At 51.5% G+C, this 16,743-nt stretch carries 15 protein-coding genes; 5 read left to right on the forward strand and 10 right to left on the reverse strand.

Going from position 1 to position 16,743, the window contains the following annotated elements; genetic code table 11:
* Nucleotides 1-126 precede the first annotated feature (126 nt).
* The 4 genes from rbsB (at nt 127) to E8E00_RS04480 (ending at nt 4,077) form a co-directional block, all read left to right on the forward strand.
* Nucleotides 127-1,020, forward strand: a complete 894-nt coding sequence (gene rbsB / locus E8E00_RS04465; RefSeq protein ID WP_077653031.1) for a ribose ABC transporter substrate-binding protein RbsB — start codon at nt 127-129, stop codon at nt 1,018-1,020.
* A gap of 82 nt (nt 1,021-1,102) precedes the next feature.
* Entirely contained in the window at nt 1,103-2,032 is a 930-nt protein-coding gene (gene rbsK / locus E8E00_RS04470) for a ribokinase (protein ID WP_096629157.1), read from the forward strand.
* A 34-nt stretch (nt 2,033-2,066) separates the two neighbouring features.
* Complete coding sequence (locus E8E00_RS04475) at nt 2,067-3,071, forward strand: substrate-binding domain-containing protein (RefSeq protein WP_096629156.1); 1,005 nt, start codon at nt 2,067-2,069, stop codon at nt 3,069-3,071.
* Nucleotides 3,072-3,408: 337 nt separating this feature from the next.
* The gene (locus tag E8E00_RS04480; protein ID WP_096631454.1) at nt 3,409-4,077 is read left to right on the forward strand and encodes a TIGR01621 family pseudouridine synthase; all 669 of its coding nucleotides are present in this window, start codon (nt 3,409-3,411) and stop codon (nt 4,075-4,077) included.
* On the opposite strand, the gene gspS2 is transcribed toward E8E00_RS04480, so the two are convergent.
* The 3 genes from gspS2 to E8E00_RS04495 form a co-directional block, all read right to left on the reverse strand.
* Nucleotides 4,070-4,447 carry a type II secretion system pilot lipoprotein GspS-beta gene (gspS2, locus tag E8E00_RS04485; RefSeq protein WP_096629153.1) on the reverse strand — a complete coding sequence of 126 codons (378 nt, stop codon included), beginning with the start codon at nt 4,445-4,447 and terminating at the stop codon, nt 4,070-4,072. The genes E8E00_RS04480 and gspS2 overlap by 8 nt on opposite strands.
* Nucleotides 4,447-4,758, reverse strand: coding sequence for a YciI family protein (locus tag E8E00_RS04490; RefSeq protein ID WP_069589532.1), 312 nt, complete (start codon nt 4,756-4,758; stop codon nt 4,447-4,449). Before E8E00_RS04490 ends, gspS2 begins: the two co-directional genes overlap by 1 nt.
* Nucleotides 4,759-5,145: 387 nt before the next feature.
* Nucleotides 5,146-6,096 carry a transposase gene (locus E8E00_RS04495; RefSeq protein ID WP_096629150.1) on the reverse strand — a complete coding sequence of 317 codons (951 nt, stop codon included), beginning with the start codon at nt 6,094-6,096 and terminating at the stop codon, nt 5,146-5,148.
* A gap of 144 nt (nt 6,097-6,240) precedes the next feature.
* Here E8E00_RS04495 and E8E00_RS04500 point away from each other — a divergent pair, with 144 nt between their 5' ends.
* Nucleotides 6,241-7,473: an ISL3 family transposase gene (locus E8E00_RS04500; RefSeq protein ID WP_096629147.1), complete on the forward strand. Its 1,233-nt coding sequence runs from the start codon at nt 6,241-6,243 to the stop codon at nt 7,471-7,473.
* 370 nt (nt 7,474-7,843) lie between these two features.
* Here the strand turns inward: E8E00_RS04500 and E8E00_RS04505 are convergent, their stop codons facing one another.
* The 7 genes from E8E00_RS04505 to E8E00_RS04535 all read right to left on the reverse strand — a co-directional run bounded on the left by E8E00_RS04505 (nt 7,844) and on the right by E8E00_RS04535 (nt 16,734).
* Entirely contained in the window at nt 7,844-8,611 is a 768-nt protein-coding gene (locus E8E00_RS04505; RefSeq protein ID WP_096629144.1) for a tRNA-(ms[2]io[6]A)-hydroxylase, read from the reverse strand.
* A 109-nt stretch (nt 8,612-8,720) separates the two neighbouring features.
* Nucleotides 8,721-10,685 carry a beta-N-acetylhexosaminidase gene (locus E8E00_RS04510; RefSeq protein ID WP_096629141.1) on the reverse strand — a complete coding sequence of 655 codons (1,965 nt, stop codon included), beginning with the start codon at nt 10,683-10,685 and terminating at the stop codon, nt 8,721-8,723.
* Nucleotides 10,685-12,691, reverse strand: coding sequence for a glycoside hydrolase family 9 protein (locus E8E00_RS04515; protein WP_240531900.1), 2,007 nt, complete (start codon nt 12,689-12,691; stop codon nt 10,685-10,687). The genes E8E00_RS04510 and E8E00_RS04515 overlap by 1 nt, the downstream gene beginning before the upstream one ends.
* A 20-nt stretch (nt 12,692-12,711) precedes the next feature.
* On the reverse strand, nt 12,712-13,707 hold the full coding sequence (locus E8E00_RS04520; protein WP_096629138.1) for an ABC transporter ATP-binding protein: 996 nt from the start codon (nt 13,705-13,707) through the stop codon (nt 12,712-12,714).
* A 27-nt stretch (nt 13,708-13,734) separates the two neighbouring features.
* Nucleotides 13,735-14,721, reverse strand: a complete 987-nt coding sequence (locus E8E00_RS04525) for an ABC transporter ATP-binding protein (RefSeq protein WP_096629135.1) — start codon at nt 14,719-14,721, stop codon at nt 13,735-13,737.
* Nucleotides 14,718-15,746 (reverse strand): ABC transporter permease, encoded by a 1,029-nt coding sequence (locus E8E00_RS04530; protein ID WP_046075427.1) that lies wholly within the window; start codon nt 15,744-15,746, stop codon nt 14,718-14,720. The genes E8E00_RS04525 and E8E00_RS04530 overlap by 4 nt, the downstream gene beginning before the upstream one ends.
* A gap of 1 nt (nt 15,747) precedes the next feature.
* Nucleotides 15,748-16,734 carry an ABC transporter permease gene (locus tag E8E00_RS04535; protein WP_046075428.1) on the reverse strand — a complete coding sequence of 329 codons (987 nt, stop codon included), beginning with the start codon at nt 16,732-16,734 and terminating at the stop codon, nt 15,748-15,750.
* Nucleotides 16,735-16,743 lie beyond the last annotated feature (9 nt).

Genomic DNA, 16,743 nt, shown 5'->3' on the forward strand with positions numbered 1-16,743 from the left:
GCTTATTGGTAGAGCTTATTGGGACAGGCACCTTTATTTCTCTTTAAGTTGGCGGGACAGACACTTTTATTTCTGTTGAATTAGCAAGTAAAAACAACACCCTACAAATACAAAAGGACTGAACGCATGAAAAAACTGACTACCTTGATTACCACTGCTCTACTGTCGTCAACGCTGAGCATTAGTGCGCAAGCGGAAGATAGAATGGCAATCGTGGTCTCAACTTTAAACAACCCATTTTTTGTCACCATGAAAGAGGGTGCGGAGCAGAAAGCGCAAGATCTTGGTTATGAGCTCTTGGTGCTTGATTCGCAAAACGACGCCAGTAAAGAGTTGTCGAATGTGGAGGATTTAACCATCCGTGGCGTTAAAGCCATTTTGATTAATCCGACTGACTCTGACGCGGTCTCGAACGCTATTCGTATTGCAAATCGCGCGGACATCCCGGTTATCACCCTAGACCGTGGCGCGAGTCGTGGGGAAGTGGTGAGCCATATTGCTTCTGATAACGCTCAAGGGAGTAAAATGGCGGCGGAATACATCATCGGCAAAGTCGGTGAGCGTGCCAAAGTGATCCAACTTGAGGGTATTGCCGGCACGTCAGCCGCACGCGAGCGTGGTGAAGGCTTTATGGACGCCATCGAGGGTACCGACGTTGAGCTACTCGCCAGTCAGCCGGCGGATTTTGACCGCACCAAAGGTCTGAACGTGATGGAAAACCTGCTTGCCGCACACCCAGATGTGGAAGCGGTATTCGCCCAAAACGATGAAATGGCATTTGGCGCGTTGCGCGCGGTGCAGGCATCAGGCAAAGATGTCACTATTGTTGGTTTTGATGGCACCAAAGATGGTATTGCGGCCGTTGAGCGTGGTCAACTGGCAGCCACTATTGCCCAGCAACCGGGTATGATTGGCGAATTGGGTGTTGAAACTGCCGATAAGGTGCTAAAAGGCGAGTCGGTAGACAGCTACATCCCTGTGCCGCTTAAAGTGATCAGCCAAGAAACGATCGCTGAATAAGCCGTCAGGGAAACGTATAGTGAGCACCATCGGGTTCGCACTGGGTGGTGCTTTTTTGATTTAAAAACGGTAAGGAATAGTAATGAGCCGATTGGTTGTTCTTGGCAGCGTCAATGCTGATCATGTTTTACGTGTCCCTCACTTTCCGCGTCCGGGCGAGACATTACACGGCCACGATTATGCCGTAATTGCCGGCGGGAAAGGGGCCAATCAAGCGGTCGCGGCGGTGCGTTGCGGCGCCGATGTCGCGTTTATCGCCAGCGTGGGTGATGACGCATATGGACAAAATATTCGTCAATCTTACGCGCAAGAAGGGATGGATGTCAGTGCGGTGAAGGTGCAGGCGAATACACCGACTGGGATTGCGATGATCCAAGTGACTGAGCAGGGCGAGAACAGTATTGCGCTCTCGGCAGAAGCCAATGCGACTTTGACAGCAGAGGCCATTACCGCCGATCTTGCCAAGATAGCCGAGGCTGACTATTTGCTGATGCAGTTAGAAACGCCGATGTGTGGCATTGAAAAGGCGGCGTTTCATGCCAAAGCGGCAAAGACTCACGTGGTGCTTAATCCCGCCCCAGCCGCACCGCTGAGCGACGCGCTTCTTGCCGCGGTCGATATTATTACCCCGAATGAAACGGAAGCCCAAAGCCTGACCGGTATCGCGGTAACTGATACTGCCAGTGCGCAAGCGGCTTCGGACGTGCTCCATGAAAAAGGGGTAGGGATTGTACTGATCACTCTCGGTAAACAAGGCGTGTGGCTGAGTGAAAAAGGCGAACAAGCGGGCCAGCTTATTCCTGGGTTCCGTGTCGATGCCGTCGATACCACTGCCGCTGGCGATACCTTTAATGGGGCATTGGTGACAGGACTGATAGAGGGACAGACACTTTATCAGGCGATTCGCTTTGCGCATGCCGCGGCGGCATTATCCGTGACTCAGCGTGGCGCGCAAACCTCGATTCCTTCTCGTGCAAATGTTGAGGCGTTTTTGGCCCACCAAGATGCTTAATCCTTATTTCACCTTAGCCAGCGGAGCGCGATAAATGGCGACCATGAAAGATATTGCCAAACGGGCGGGCGTGTCGACATCGACGGTCAGTCATGTCATTAACAACACCCGTTATGTGAGTGAGGCGATTGCTGAGAAGGTAAACCAAGCCGCGAAAGAGCTTAACTATTACGCCCCGTCGGCACTGGCACGCAGCCTTAAAGTGAATCGTACTAAAACCTTTGGCATGCTGGTGACCACTTCCACCAATCCGTTTTTTGGCGAGGTAGTAAAAGGCGTCGAGCGCAGCTGTTACCACAATGGCTACAGTTTGATTTTATGCAACACGGAAGGCGACGCTGAGCGTATGCGTGCTTCAGTTGATACGCTGTTGCAAAAGCGGGTCGATGGCTTGATTTTGATGTGCTCGACCTTGGAAGGTGAGCGGATTGAAGGCTTTGATCGTTATCCGGATATTCCCGTGGTGGTAATGGATTGGGGACCGATTGATTTTGCCTGCGATAAAATCCAAGACAATTCCTATCAAGGCGGCTATTTAGCGACCCAGCACTTGATTGACTGTGGCCACCGCCAGATTGGTTGTATCAGTGGTCCTTTGCTTAAACAACAAGCACAGCGCCGTTTTCAAGGCTTTAAAGATGCGCTGCGAGATGCTGGACTTACTGAGAACGCCGACTGGCTGGTAGAAGCGGACTTTGAGTGTGAAGGCGGCTATCAAGGCATGCAAGCGATTGCCGCGAGCGGCTCCTTGCCGAGCGCGATTTTTGCAGGCAATGATATGATGGCAATGGGCGCGATCAATGCTGCTAATGCACTCGGCATTCGGGTACCCGAGGATCTTTCTATCATGGGATACGATGACATCCACCTCGCAAAATTTGTCTCGCCCTCCCTGACCACCATCCACCAGCCCAAGTACCGTCTCGGTCAAGCGGCCGTCGAAACGCTACTCCACAAACTGGATGACCCTCAAAGTGACAGCCAAACTGTGCAGCTCGAGCCAACGTTAGTGGTGCGCGAGAGTGTGAAGCGGGTATAGCTATTGGGCGAGCTATAACTAAGCTATCGGGAGCTATCGGGGACAGGCACTTTAAGCTAACGGAACTAACGGGACTGGAACTAACGGGACAGACACTTTTGAACACTCGGGGGACGGAAACTATTGAGGACAGACACTTTTGAAGGGCTATCGGGCACAGTCGGACCTATCGGGGACCGACCTATCGGGGACAGGCACTTTAAGCTAACGGAACAGACACCTTTATAATTGCTCTGGAACATTCGGGGGACAGTCACTTATATGATCGCCCTAGCGGCGCAGGAGTGAAGCCGTTATGATGCCTGTCCTCAATAGCCAACCGGTAAATCGCCTCGTTATGTTTTCAATTGTCGACCAAAACCAACACTTTGTGGTGATCAACAAGCACCACGGCGTTAGCGTGCAAAAAGAAGCCGATCACGCGGCACTGCTGCCGGCGGTCGCGGCGCATATTGGGGTTGAGAAAGTCTACCTTGTGCATCGGTTAGACAAGATGACATCGGGCTTGCTGCTGCTGGCAACCTCTTCGCATGCGGCGTCTGTCCTCTCAGGGTTGTTTGCTTCGCGCGAGATAGAAAAGTTCTATTTGGCATTAAGTGCGAAAAAGCCGCGTAAGAAGCAGGGGCTGATCGTTGGGGATATGACGAAGGGACGGCGAGGTAGCTGGAAATTGTTAACCAGCAAAGACAACCCGGCGAGAACGCGTTTTAACTCTATTGCTGGTGGTGAGGGGCGGCGACTTTTTCTCTGTCGTCCTTACACAGGAAAAACCCATCAAATTCGCGTGGCGATGAAAAGCATTGGCTCACCGCTCATCGGTGATGATTACTATGGCGGCGAGACTGCCGATCGTGGCTACTTACACGCTTATGGACTGCAATTTACGTGTCGTTTTTCCGACGATCAGCCTGAAACACGCTATCGCTATGTGCTGCCCCCGAGCCAAGGCGAGTTGTGGCCAGCCTTACCAGTAGAGTGGGAGCAGCCTTGGCACTTAATTAGCTAGCACACCCGGGGGCATCGATAGCGTTTTTGAGGATTTGTCGGCCACGGGTATCGCGAACTAAAATGGTATAGCTGATACCACTATCTAACATACTGCGGATATCGTTATCCTCGCAATATCGACGTTTTAAACCGGAAAAGAGCTGCCCCGGTGCTTTTTTGGCATTCTTCTCCAGAAGCGTCAGCTCAATGATGGCATCTTGCGCACGAGCGCGAACCAGTGAGTAGCCTTCAATATCCATCGGCAGTAACTGTGCAATCATGTCGGCACGTTGGATTGCGGCTTCTGCGGCTTTATCATGCTGGGTGCTACTACAGGCACTGAGCATTAGCCCCAGGCAGGCCATCATCAGTATTTTTACATATCGCATTAGGCAGGATCCTGAGGAAGCACTTTTTTGAAAGGTTTAACGGTCACGTCTGCATAGACGCCAGCGGCTACATAAGGGTCTTTGTCAGCCCAGGCTTGGGCGGCTGATAATGACTCAAACCAAGCAATAACGGTTGACCCCGTAAACCCAGCTTCGCCCGGCTCGTCGCTATCAACGGCAGGGTTCGGTCCTGCAATCATCAAGCGGTTTTCTTTTTCCAGTTGGCGTAAGCGCTCAAGGTGTGCGTCACGCGCTTGCTTGCGTAGCGGTAGGCTGTTCTCGACGTCTTGCGAATAGATGAGATACCACATCGTCATTGTCCTTGATAGATATTAATAACCACTAGGATACAGAGTCCAGATTTCTGAGTACAGTGTATTAGTGAGTGTATTGGGGGGACAGGCACTTAAGCATCTAAAGTGTCTGTCCCCCCCAACACCCCCAACAAGCTAGAATCAAACCTGAATATCCCTTTACCTTCCTGTTACTGGAGGGCTTATTCTTCTGGGAAAACGGTCAGGAGATAGTATGGGATGCTGCAATCAATCCCCGGAAGGTGGCGCAAAAGGGCTAAAGCCGCTCTTAAAAGCGGTGGGTGTGTTGTTTGTATTGATAATGGTGCTGGCTTATTGGATTGGATGAGGCATTAGCGAGTTTATTTCGTGTTTACGCTATTGAGATGCACTCGACGACAAGCCTTACTCACTTAGGATCATGACGCCGGTCATGCGCTTTAGGCCAAGTGTTGGCAAGGCCGCTTGGATACTCGATAGTGAACCCACGACGTTTCCGTCTCCCAAATGAGAGCATGTACTTAACCAGGTTTCACGCGAGATGTTCAGTTGTGCGAGTAGATGTGGCCTCGGGAGTGAATTGGCTCTCTGACCCTGATCGCACGTCCATTCTACCAGAGCTAAATAATCCATAAGGCGAAAAGGGATACCGTCGGGCATCGACTGTCTCGGGTTCCCGGCGAAGGGGAATAAGCCGGCTGGCGTCGCTTTATTTTGCTTGAGTGATTCAACGCGCTTTTTAATCGATGTGTAATTGGCTTGTTTAGGCTGTTTGGTGATACCTGCTCGCACTGGGTTCAAATCGACATAGGCCATCGCCGCAGCGAGTGCTTTTTCATCTAATAAGGCTTGGCTTTTAAAGCGTCCCTCCCAAAAATGCCCTGAACATTGATCCTCTCGGTTCGCTTGCGTCGAAATATATTGATTAAGCAGCTTCATAAACCAGCTGACAGACATCAAACGTTCGCGCCAGCTCTCAATGATGCGAAAACACGCTTTTCGCTCTGAGTGAGAGAGCGATTGACCCTGATGAAAACGCTGGATAAGCGCAGGCGCTTGATGAAAGGCTAGCCAGCGTTCAATAACCTCGATGTTGGTTAAAGACTGAGCCGCGTTCGCGTTGATATGTAAAACAACGTGATAGTGATTACTCATAATGGCATAAGCACAAATATCGATACAGAACACTTTGGCTAATGCGAGTAAACGCGTTTCTATCCATGCGCGACGGTGCTCATAGCTTTTTTGCGACTGAGTATCATAGCCGCACAAATACGAGCGGCGTACACAACGTGATACGCAATGATAATAGGGTGTGGCGGCCAAATTTATTTGCGATGCGCGAGCTTTGGTCATCGTCTCTCTCCCTTGGCTCTGGATAGAGGTAAATCGTACTGTATAAATAAGGCTCTTCATCGGATGTGGTGGAAAGTGTTTCTTTTCAAGTTTTCCGATTAATTGGACAATAAGGAAACACTCTGCACTTGAGCCCTGAATCAGATGAAAGATACAGCACTCTATCAAGCGATCCTTGGACTGATTCCGCCATGGACTGTCGACTCTGTCCAGGTGGATAAAAAGAGCCAACGTATTACCGTGACCATCATGTACGAAAGTCCTTCAGGCGTTGCTTGTCCAACATGTTCGAAAGCGGTAAGAAAGCATGACTCTCGAAAGCGGATATGGCGTCATTTAGATACATGCCAGTACGAAACATATCTTGAGGCCCAAGTCCCACGTGCTGATTGTCCAAAGCACGGGGTTCAAACCGTTTCTGTTCCTTGGGCATCTCCTGGTAGTCGCTATACCGAACTCTTCGAGACAAAGATTATTGAAACACTTCAGTTCACTTCTCTTCACTCTGTATCTAAAGCCTTTCGACTGAGTTGGGGAGCCATTGATCGGATAATGAAAAAGGCTGTTTCACGAGGGCTCGCCCGTAGAAATTTAAATAAGGTAGAAGATCTGTTGGTAGACGAAACTGCCTTTTGCCGAGGGCATGATTATGTCACTGTGATGTCGAGCCGAACGGGCCAAGTTCTCGCTGTTGCCGACGGTAAAAGTGAACAAAGCTTAGCAAACTGCTATCGAGTGCTGCCTAACCTCGCTAGACAGCAGGTCCGCTCAGTCTCGATGGATATGAGCCAAGCTTTTATGAATGCAACCGAGTCCTTCTTTGGCTCACGATCTAAACGCTTGATTGCAGTTGATCATTTTCACGTAGCAAAAGTGCTCACCAAAGCTGTTGACGATGTTCGCAAGCAAGAGGTTAACCGTCTACCGCCATACCTTAAACGAGAGTGCTACAGAACGCGTTATGGCTGGCTCAAAAGAAATAGAAACCTCAAAGGTCGCCTGAGGGAGCGTATAAACAGATTGGCCAAGCTCATGATAGATACAAGCCTTAGCTGGTTGCTCAAAGAGCAAGCAAGACTGATCTGGTACGGAGGTTCGATCAGAAGCGCAAGGAATCAATGGCTAGAGTGGCTTGCTTTAGTTAAAGCAAGTGGAATTAAACCATTGATGACAGCAGCGGCGACAGTGAAAAAGCACTTACCAGCAATCCTTAATGCAATGCGGCTTAAGGCATCGAATGGCTTGGCGGAGGCTATAAATGCCAAGATCCAATACATGAAGCTTAGAGCTAAAGGCTTTAGAAACAAACAAAGGTTCAAGACAGCAATACTGTTCTATTTTGGGGGGCTTGATATGACTTTCCACCATGAACGATGAAGAGCCATAAATAAACAGTCTTCATTGTTTATGAATTGGATTTTCGTAACAGTGCAAGAAATGGTGTAACTACGAGAGTTGTTACTTGCTAAAGATGTCTGTCTTAGGCGTGATTGTCTCGAATACTAAGTAGGGCGTCGCGACACAACAAGGACAGTCACTACAGGGTGACTGTCCTGTTAGCGTCGATGGTCATAAAGTGCCTGTCCCAATAAGAACTAAGTGTCTGTCCTTGAGAACTCCGAGTCCATCCCTAGCAAGAACTAGAAGAAGTAAAGTGCCTGTCCTTAGAAAAGAAGCCGATTAGGGATATGCGTAACGGTGTCTGTCCTCGCAGAAAATAAAAAGTGCCTGTCCCTATAAGAAGAAGCTAAGCAGGGGCGCCGCTATGAAAGCGGAATTGGCTGTCGGGCGCTTGGATCAACTCGGCTTCGCGCTCGCCGATGGCTTGAATGCGGTCGCGAATGTCTTCGCCGGCGATGGTTTCTGCAAGCGTGAGGTAATCTTGATAATGGCGTGCTTCCGAGCGCAGTAGCGAGATGTAGAACTTTTGCAGTTCATCATCGAGGTGCGGGGCGACTTTGGCAAAGCGCTCGCAGGAGCGTGCTTCAATGTAGGCACCAATAATCAGTTTGTCGACCAAGGTTGCCGGCTCGTGAGTGCGTGCCGCGCGCATTAATCCTTTGGCGTAGCGACCTGCTTCTAACGGTTGATAAGGAATGCCGCGTGCGTCCATGATTTCAATCACTTGCTCAAAGTGATGAAACTCTTCTTTGATTAACCGGACCATTTTATCAATCAAGGCTTGGCCGTGGGCAAACCCCGCTTTAGGGGTTAAAGGCGCGCTGAGACCGTTTTTGCGCGCGTGGAAGATCCCATCGCGAACGCCGCGATAGACAAAATCCTCATAAGGTTTGGCCCATGCTAGCAGTTGCTCGCCACTCGCTGCGTCAACCGCATATTTACGGATCAACCACATCGCGGTTTGGCTGGCTTTTAATTCGCAGTTTGCGTGATCGCGTAAAAGAATCGATTGATTGTCAGGCTGAATGGCCGCGTCAATCCAACTGTCGGGGGTTTGACAGTGCAGAAAACCATGAATAGGGGTGAGTAGGGTATTAATTTCTTGGCGTAGCATGCCGGAAACACTCTCAGACTGACAACAATGGCTGGGCATTATAAACAGATGGGATGCGAGCGCAAAGAGCTGGCAGCGCAGGAGGCGCTGCCAGGTGGGCGAATTCGGCCTACTTGTTCGATGCCCAAGGGGAACGGTATTGAATACCGAACTTGTCTAAACGCGGTAATTGCGCTTTGAGTCTGGCCAGATAATCGAGCCAGTCACGGCGCTCACTGTGGCTCCAAGCCGCTTCTGCAATGGCGGTGAGTCTTGGGAATACCATGTAATCGAGTCTGTCCTGATTGGTGATCAGTTCACTCCAGAGTGCACATTGCACGCCTAGCATATGCTCACGGGCGGGGTCATCACTGGCAAGACTTGCCAGCGGCTCATATTGGTAGGCTTTCTCTAATGGCGTGACGCCCGCCCAGTCGAGGCCGGGCTCGGTGGCAGCATAATCTTGCACCATATCGAGATAGGTCGCCTGACCCGGGGTTAAAATCACATCAAAGCCATGCTGCGCACAATGCAATGCGGCGTCTTCGCTTTGCCATGAATAGATCACGGTGTTTTTGCTGACTTTATCGCCGTGCTGCACTTCTTCCCAGCCAACCATACGTTTGCCCAAGGCGCGTAGCTTTTGCTCCGCATAGGTCAATATCTGCCCCTGTAGCGAAGCGGTCGTTTCTCCGTTCATGCGTCTGTCCCGATAAATTGGGCTATCCGTCCATACCCCGTCAGGGACTTCATCGGCACCAATATGGACCCATGAGGCGGGGAAAAGCTCAGCGACTTCACTTAATACCGTATCTAAAAATCGATACGTGCCCTCGAGGGCTGGCGATAATACGTTATCGGTGTAGTGTTGTACGCTGCGGTAAGTAGAGCGGTCGTTGGCATCGTGTAGCCAATCAGGCAGCGCTTTAATGGCTGCGCGACAGTGGCCGGGAATATCAATTTCTGGAATGACGGTAATACCGCGGGCTGCGGCGTATTCAATCACGTCACGTACGTCTTCTTGGCGATAATAACCTTCGTGACGTTCTGCAATATGACTGAATTGCGGGGCAAGGCGGGTATTGGGGCCGCGTTGACTCCCATAGCGCGTCAATTCAGGCAGGGCTTTAATCTCCAGTCGCCAGCCTTCATCGTCGGTTAAGTGCCAGTGAAAGGTATTGAACTTAAAATAGGCTAACTGGTTAATCAGTCGCTTTACCGTGTCCACCGAATGAAAATGGCGCGCGCAATCGAGCATCATCCCTCGGTAAGCAAAGCGTGGTGCATCGCTGATTTTTATTGCCGGTATTCGAAGTTGTGTTTCATGCTCTTGGCAAAGTTGTAACAGCGATGCGCAGCCGTGAATAAACCCGCGCTCAGCACAGGCTTGGATAACCACGCCTTGGTCGGTAACGGTGAGCTGGTAGGCCTCATCACGGTGGGCGATACCTCGAAGTGCGGAGTCGGGTAACGGCCGTAAGATAATAGCATGATCGCCAGTGACTGCATCTTGGTGGCGTGGGTCGAGTGCAATATCGGCTTGCGGATACATGCGAACCCATTCGTTGCTTAGCCACTGTGCGGCGGGAAGGGCCTGTGGATCCACCGCGATTAACGGTGTTGTAGGTGAAAGCGTAAAGTACCCTGGCTGGTGGCGCACTGATTTGGGCACCGGAATAATGGCGTGCTCGGCGGGATGAACATCTGGAATCGTTGATCGTGTGGTATGAGTGTGTGCCAAGTTAATGGGAGTGAGCATCACCGAATATTGCTCGCCATTGGCATAGAGCAGTGCATCTTTAAAGCCCGCACAAAGGAGCCGCAATGGCGGCGTCTGGGCATCAAACTCGATGTACAAGCTCTGATTGGCATCGAGAGTTTGATGCGCCGGTGTAATGACGCAATAGCTGCCAATTTGCTCAATACTGCCTTGTGACAGAGTATTGGGGTTGATGAAGCGATCAAACAGTACCGCAATGGACAGCGCTTCCAACGAACGGTCGGTGAGGTTATGCAAGGTTAACCCCATTCGGCTGCGCGGCGGGGTATCATTGGGATACTCGTTGATCACACTAAGATCGAGGCGGTAAGTCATCACGCGTTCTCCTTGTTAGAGTGGCCGTTGCCAATCAGTGTTTGCGCACTGATGGCGAGCATAAACCAGCTTGCATGTGGCAACCACTGCTCGCCCCATCGCCAGTTTTGCGCCATATCATCGCAATATGGTGCGGGGTTGAATGCAATCTGTGTTTCATCCTCCATTCCTGAAGTAATGCCATTGCAGATCCCCCCTTTGGCATTAAAAAAGCCCAAGTACGGTAGGTAATCTGGGTTGTTGTGGCCATGTCCATCGAGCATACAGATGTCAAATGGGTTTAAACCGAGGATCCAATTAAGCGCCCGTTGGCTAAAGGTCTGGAGGGCAGTATTCAGCGTATCGTCATGAATATGGCGTGTGGCATGACACGCAAAAGTCGCCAGTGATCCCAAGCGTGCATTCTCGCCTTGCCACCAATAGCCGGTTTCATTGTGGTGAGGAATAAAATGACGCACCTGTTTGACGCCATCGACGGGTTTGACGTACTGACGCGGATACGCGAATGGATTATCGGCGGTTTGTGTTAGGTTGAGCTCAAACTGGCAGGCGCGTTCCAGGGCTGTTTGTGCGATAGCCTGATGGCTGGGGTCGGTTTCCACATCGAGGTAGCGAACTAATGCCAACCCGGGTAGACCCGCATCGGCGGCATGGTAAAACGGGCGGCTCCCATCAGCATTTGCTGACCAATAATACTGGCAAGTTTCATCACTGCGTTGCCGTGCGACCAGCTTTTGCATCCAGCCTCGAGCCTCTCTCAAGAAGGGACAGTCACCGTTCGCACTAATGTGTCTGTCCCCAGAACCTAAAGGTGCCTGTCCCATTAAATAAGCGTGACTGTCCCCGGAAGATTGCTCCTCGGTAGATTGTCGAGTGGCGTGATGTAACTCGCATGCAGCGAGAAGGGCGCAGGTTTCGTCAATAATGTTTGGCTCACCGTTATTAAGGTAATGGTGGTTATGTTCAACCAAATGCCAGTAGCCGCGAATGGCGGCGTCTAAATAGCGTGTTTGTTGGTCTGGCTCCGCGTAAAGCGGGGCTCGGCTTGCGGCGGCAAGGGCAGCAATCGCCATGCCGCCGCCTTGACGAAAACCGGCTTGGTAAGCCTCACGCATCACGCCATCTTGCGTCTCATAAGCGCAAAGGGTGCGGCGCTCCGGATCTTTCGACCATTGATCAAACACCGTCATGTAAAAGAAGCCACTGGGGTGTTGCATACGGAGAAGAAAATCGGCGCCGTGTTTCGCTTCATCGGCTAATCGCGTACGCATAAACGCGGGCAGCGTGTCCGAGCTAAACTGGCTGGCAAGATCGGCCAGCCCCCAAGCCAACAGCGGGATTTGTTGCGGATTGAAGTAATTGGCATAGGAAAGGTGGCTCAGGTATTTGCTCACATCGCCAGAGGCATCGTACCAACCGCCGGACACATCCATGCGTTCATCAGAGCCAAATACTTTGGCGCGCTGATCCGCGTGTTCGTAAATACCGCTACACCGCTGCGATTTAAAGTAATGGAGCAGGTCGGAAAACGTGGTGTGAAACAGACAATTATCCCTGATCTCAAACGGATGGGAATATACCGGTGTGTCTGTTAACAGCATGAGTTGATAGCGTCCGCGATGTGCAAAGGCAGAAAAATCGAGGGTATAAGCCGTGCCTATCTGCCAGTTGTTTAACTGTGTGCCTTGCTGTAATTCAAACTGCGCCACCACGTTATCGAGTGATGCTGTGTCTGTCCCACCAACAAAAGTGTCTGTCCTGAGAGTAAGAGTGCCTGTCCCGGTAAGATTCTTGCTTTTTTCTGCATCTTTTGCGGCATCGTTAAAGTGTCTGTCCCCAGAGGGGGAGGCAGTTTTATCGGCAGTGTTAAATGTGCCTGTCCCCCTAAGAGGAGGCAGGGAAATCAGTACCACGGACGTGCCGGTGAGGCGGTCGCTGTCACTGACGATAACCGCGTATTTGTCACCGTGTAACGAGTAGCCAATGTGATTGGTCAGCACTTGCATGATGGTATCCTTATTGGTCGCTATTGCTCGTACAAATAGCAGCGCACATAGTGGTTGTCGGCGAGTTTGGTCACGCCGGGTAACTGCTCAGTGCATTTGGCTGTCGCATGTGGGCAGCGGCCAGCAAAAGGGCAGCCGACCGAATCCGGTGTCCATAGGGGGATCTCACCCTTGTGGCCCTTTAGTTTTTCATGAATAGACTTGCTCGGGTCGGGCACGGCCGAGACCAACAGCTGGGTGTAAGGATGCTGAGGGCGATGAATAATCTCTTCGGTGTCTCCCCATTCGACCATATGGCCGACGTACATCACCGCCAAGTCTTCGGCAATGTAGCGCGCGGTGGCGATATCATGGGTGATGTAGAGCAGCGACATTTGCTTCTCCACTTTCATCTCTTCCATGAGGTTAAGCACACCGGCACGAATCGACACATCCAGCATCGAGGTCGGCTCGTCGGCGAGTACCACTTCCGCGCCTACGGCGATGTTTCGCGCTAGGTTTATCCTCTGACGTTGACCGCCCGACAATTGGTGGGGAAATTTCTCCGCCGTTTCTTTGGCCGGAGTGAGGCCCACTTGCTCGAGCAGCTCGAACACTCGCTCTTTCAGTTGTGCTTTGTCGCGCTTGGCGACTTTTTTGTGAATCAACAACGGGCGCGCAATATGATGAAACACATTATGCGTGGGGTTGAGCGAGCCAAAAGGGTCTTGCCAGACCATTTGCAGGCCTTCGCGATAGCGCATCAGCTCATCACGTTTTTTAATGGTGGTAATATCGCGGCCCCGATATTCAATGCAGCCGTCGGTCGGTGCGTACATTTTTGCGATCATTTTCGCGGTGGTTGATTTGCCCGAGCCCGACTCACCCACCACGGCAAGTCCACGGCCTTTGTACATTTTGAACGAGACATCATTGATCGCTCGCATCATGGGTTGTTTAAGGGCATGACTGTTAATGGGAAAATCTTTCACCACGTTTTTCCCTTCAACCAGCAGTTCTCCAAAACCTGTACTCATCACTGACTTCCTCACATTGGCGCGTTATTAGAGTTTTTGTTGGGCGATGGGCTCGCCGTATAGATGGCAGTTGGAATACCGGCCCGGTTCGATTTGGCGCAACGCCGTTTGCGTGGTTCGACACCGCTCATGCACCTGAGCACAGCGCGCTTGAAAGCGGCAACCGGTCGGGATTTCGAGCAAGTTGAGCGGGTTGCCCGGGATCCCAGTGAGCTGGCGCTTAGGTCCGGTGAGTGAGGGGAATGAGCTGCCCAGTCCTTCGGTATAAGGGTGGTAGGGGTTGTTGAGCACCTGTTTGGACGGCGCGACCTCAATCAGCTCACCGGAATACATGATCCCAATCCGATCGGAAAACTCGACCATGAGCGATAAATCATGGGTGATAAACAGAATCGAAAAGCCAAACTCTTCTTTTAACGCGTAGATTTTTTGCAAGATCTCGCGCTGCACCACCACATCTAATGCTGTGGTGGGCTCATCCATGATGATCATTTTCGGGTTGAGGGCCAGTGCAATGGCAATTACCAAGCGTTGACGCATCCCGCCCGAAAACTGATGCGGATAATCGGTCAGACGGCTGGGATGAATATCGACAATTTCTAGCAAGCCTTGAGCCCGCTTCACCGCTTGTTTGCGGGTCAAGTTGGTGTGGCGCATCAGCACATCGCAAAACTGTTCTTCGAGCGTCAGCACTGGATTGAGGGCATTCATGGCGCTTTGAAACACCATCGACATCTCGCGCCAGCGAAAGTCGCGCATCCGAGCATCGCTGTAATCGAGGATATTCTCGCCGTTAAAGATGACTTCGCCGCCGGTGATAAAGGCAGGTGGCTTATGCAGACGCATCAGCGAAAAGGCAACGGTGGATTTACCGCATCCCGATTCGCCAGCCAAGCCGAATACTTCACCGGGGGCAATGTCAAAATTGACGTGATCGCAGGCTCGGACATCACCAGCATCAGTAATGTAGTCGACGCACAGGTCACGGATTGAGATAAGTGGGGTGCGACTCATGATTTATCTCCACTGATCAGCATGTGTTCGGCAACGGGATTCTCGTCGCGGGCTTTCTTTTCTTGTTGGCTGAGTTTTTTCCAGCGCTTCATCCCTTTTTGCGCACGTAATTGCGGGTTGGCAATTTCATCCACCGCGAAGTTGAGTAACGCAAGCCCCGTCACCAGTAAGGTCAGCGCAATACAAGGCGCGAGCAGCTCCCACCAAGCGCCAATCAGCATGGATGAGGAGGTTTGTACGTTGTAGAGCATGATCCCCCAGCTGATGGTGTTGGGATCGCCAAGGCCTAAGAAAGAGATAATCGACTCCATGGCAATGGCATACATCACCGAGCCAATAAAGCTAGCGCCAACAATGGGCACGAGATTAGGCAAGATCTCGACAAAGGTGATACGAAAGCGCGATTCCCCCAGCACTTCGGCGGCTTTCACGAACTCTTTTTCGCGCAGGGCAAGGGTTTGTGAGCGAACCACTCGTGCCCCCCAAGCCCAGGAGGTACAGCCAATAATGATGGCGATCGTCAGCGGTCCGGCTTCGCCGATAAACGCGGCGAGCACGAACAGGAGTGGGTATTGCGGGATCACCAACATAATATTCATTGCGGCGGTGAGCACATCGTCAACCCAACCGCCTAAATAGCCGGCGGTAATGCCGATTAAGGTGGCGAGGACACACACGGTGATGCCAGCCCCAAAACCCACCGCCAACGAAACTCGGGCGCCATGTACCAACTGTGACCAGACATCGCGGCCCATACGGGTAGTGCCAAGGACATGGTCGGCCTTTTTCGACATCAGTAGGGTGCGACGATCATCCGCTAAGTGTGTGGCGACCCAGCCGTCTGGGTTGGCTTGCGCCGCTTTGACGATAAAGCTGGGGTATTCATGCGGGTTACCCGTGCGTTTGTCTGGCGCATGCTGGGTCAACAACGGCGCGAAGACCGCCATCAATATAAATAGGCCAACAATGATGGAACCGGCGCGGGCAATCTTATTGCGCACGATAAGCGTGAGGAGATCTTTCATATTATTTGCCTCCTTTGCGCAGGCGTGGGTCAAGGACCACGTACAGCATGTCAGCAATTAAGTTAAACGAGAGCATAAACAAGGTCATAATCAGTAGCTGGCCTTGTAGGACTTGATAGTCGCGCGCGTTGATCGCATTCAAAAGCACCGAGCCAAGACCGGGGTAGTTAAAAATGATTTCCACAATCAGTTGGCCCCCGATGGCAATACCCAGCGACATCGATAGCGCGGTGACACTGGGTAAGAGCGCGTTCCGCGCTGCATAGTTAAACACCACGCGGTTTTCGCTTAACCCTTTGCCGCGAGCCATGGTGATGTAGTCTTCCGCAAGCAGGTTAATCATGTTGTTACGCATGTTGACCAAAAAACCGCCTACTTGAATGATGGAGGCACAAAAAAGTGGGAGTACAGCGTGATAGGCCACATCCTTAATAAAGGTCCAGCTGGTCCAGTCTGGGGTCACGCCTGGCGTGTAGGCGTATCCGGTTGGAAACCATTTCAGCCCAATGGCGAAAATAAACAGCGCCAGCATCGCGATAACCACTTGAGGCACCGCTTGAATAATCAGCATGCCTGGGGTGATCACAGCATCGTATTTCCCACCGCGTTTCCAAGCGGCAAAAATGCCCAAAATCGAGCCCAACGAGAACGACAGCAGCACCGCACTGCCGGCGAGAAACAGCGACCAGCCAAAGGCCTTGCCTAGCAGCTCGTTTACCGACAGCGGATAAAATTGGATGGAGGTGCCTAAATCCCAGCTCAGCACGTTTTTCATGTAGGTGAAATACTGCATATAGAGGGGGCCATCGACAAAGCCCAGCAGTTGTTTCATTGCCTCAATGCGCTCTGGAGTGACTTGCACTGAGGCGTTGGCAAACATCATGGTGACAGGATCACCGGGCATGGCACGAGGAATAATAAAATTGAGTGTTGCTGCCACTAAAAGGGCAATCATGTAAAAAGTTAGCCGTCGGAAAAAATAACCCATAACCCACAC

Origin of the sequence: Salinivibrio sp. YCSC6 (assembly GCF_004916735.1) — a bacterium.
Taxonomy (GTDB): Bacteria; Pseudomonadota; Gammaproteobacteria; order Enterobacterales; family Vibrionaceae; genus Salinivibrio; species Salinivibrio proteolyticus.

Excerpts from the sequence above, each read along its gene's own strand:
- rbsB (WP_077653031.1), top strand. The coding sequence starts at position 127 with ATGAAAAAACTGACTACCTTGATTACCACTGCTCTACTGTCGTCAACG.
- rbsK (WP_096629157.1), top strand. The coding sequence starts at position 1,103 with ATGAGCCGATTGGTTGTTCTTGGCAGCGTCAATGCTGATCATGTTTTA.
- E8E00_RS04475 (WP_096629156.1), top strand. The coding sequence starts at position 2,067 with ATGGCGACCATGAAAGATATTGCCAAACGGGCGGGCGTGTCGACATCG.
- E8E00_RS04480 (WP_096631454.1), top strand. The coding sequence starts at position 3,409 with ATGTTTTCAATTGTCGACCAAAACCAACACTTTGTGGTGATCAACAAG.
- gspS2 (WP_096629153.1), bottom strand. The coding sequence starts at position 4,447 with ATGCGATATGTAAAAATACTGATGATGGCCTGCCTGGGGCTAATGCTC.
- E8E00_RS04490 (WP_069589532.1), bottom strand. The coding sequence starts at position 4,758 with ATGTGGTATCTCATCTATTCGCAAGACGTCGAGAACAGCCTACCGCTA.
- E8E00_RS04495 (WP_096629150.1), bottom strand. The coding sequence starts at position 6,096 with ATGACCAAAGCTCGCGCATCGCAAATAAATTTGGCCGCCACACCCTAT.
- E8E00_RS04500 (WP_096629147.1), top strand. The coding sequence starts at position 6,241 with ATGAAAGATACAGCACTCTATCAAGCGATCCTTGGACTGATTCCGCCA.
- E8E00_RS04505 (WP_096629144.1), bottom strand. The coding sequence starts at position 8,611 with ATGCTACGCCAAGAAATTAATACCCTACTCACCCCTATTCATGGTTTT.
- E8E00_RS04510 (WP_096629141.1), bottom strand. The coding sequence starts at position 10,685 with ATGACTTACCGCCTCGATCTTAGTGTGATCAACGAGTATCCCAATGAT.
- E8E00_RS04515 (WP_240531900.1), bottom strand. The coding sequence starts at position 12,691 with ATGCAAGTGCTGACCAATCACATTGGCTACTCGTTACACGGTGACAAA.
- E8E00_RS04520 (WP_096629138.1), bottom strand. The coding sequence starts at position 13,707 with ATGAGTACAGGTTTTGGAGAACTGCTGGTTGAAGGGAAAAACGTGGTG.
- E8E00_RS04525 (WP_096629135.1), bottom strand. The coding sequence starts at position 14,721 with ATGAGTCGCACCCCACTTATCTCAATCCGTGACCTGTGCGTCGACTAC.
- E8E00_RS04530 (WP_046075427.1), bottom strand. The coding sequence starts at position 15,746 with ATGAAAGATCTCCTCACGCTTATCGTGCGCAATAAGATTGCCCGCGCC.
- E8E00_RS04535 (WP_046075428.1), bottom strand. The coding sequence starts at position 16,734 with ATGGGTTATTTTTTCCGACGGCTAACTTTTTACATGATTGCCCTTTTA.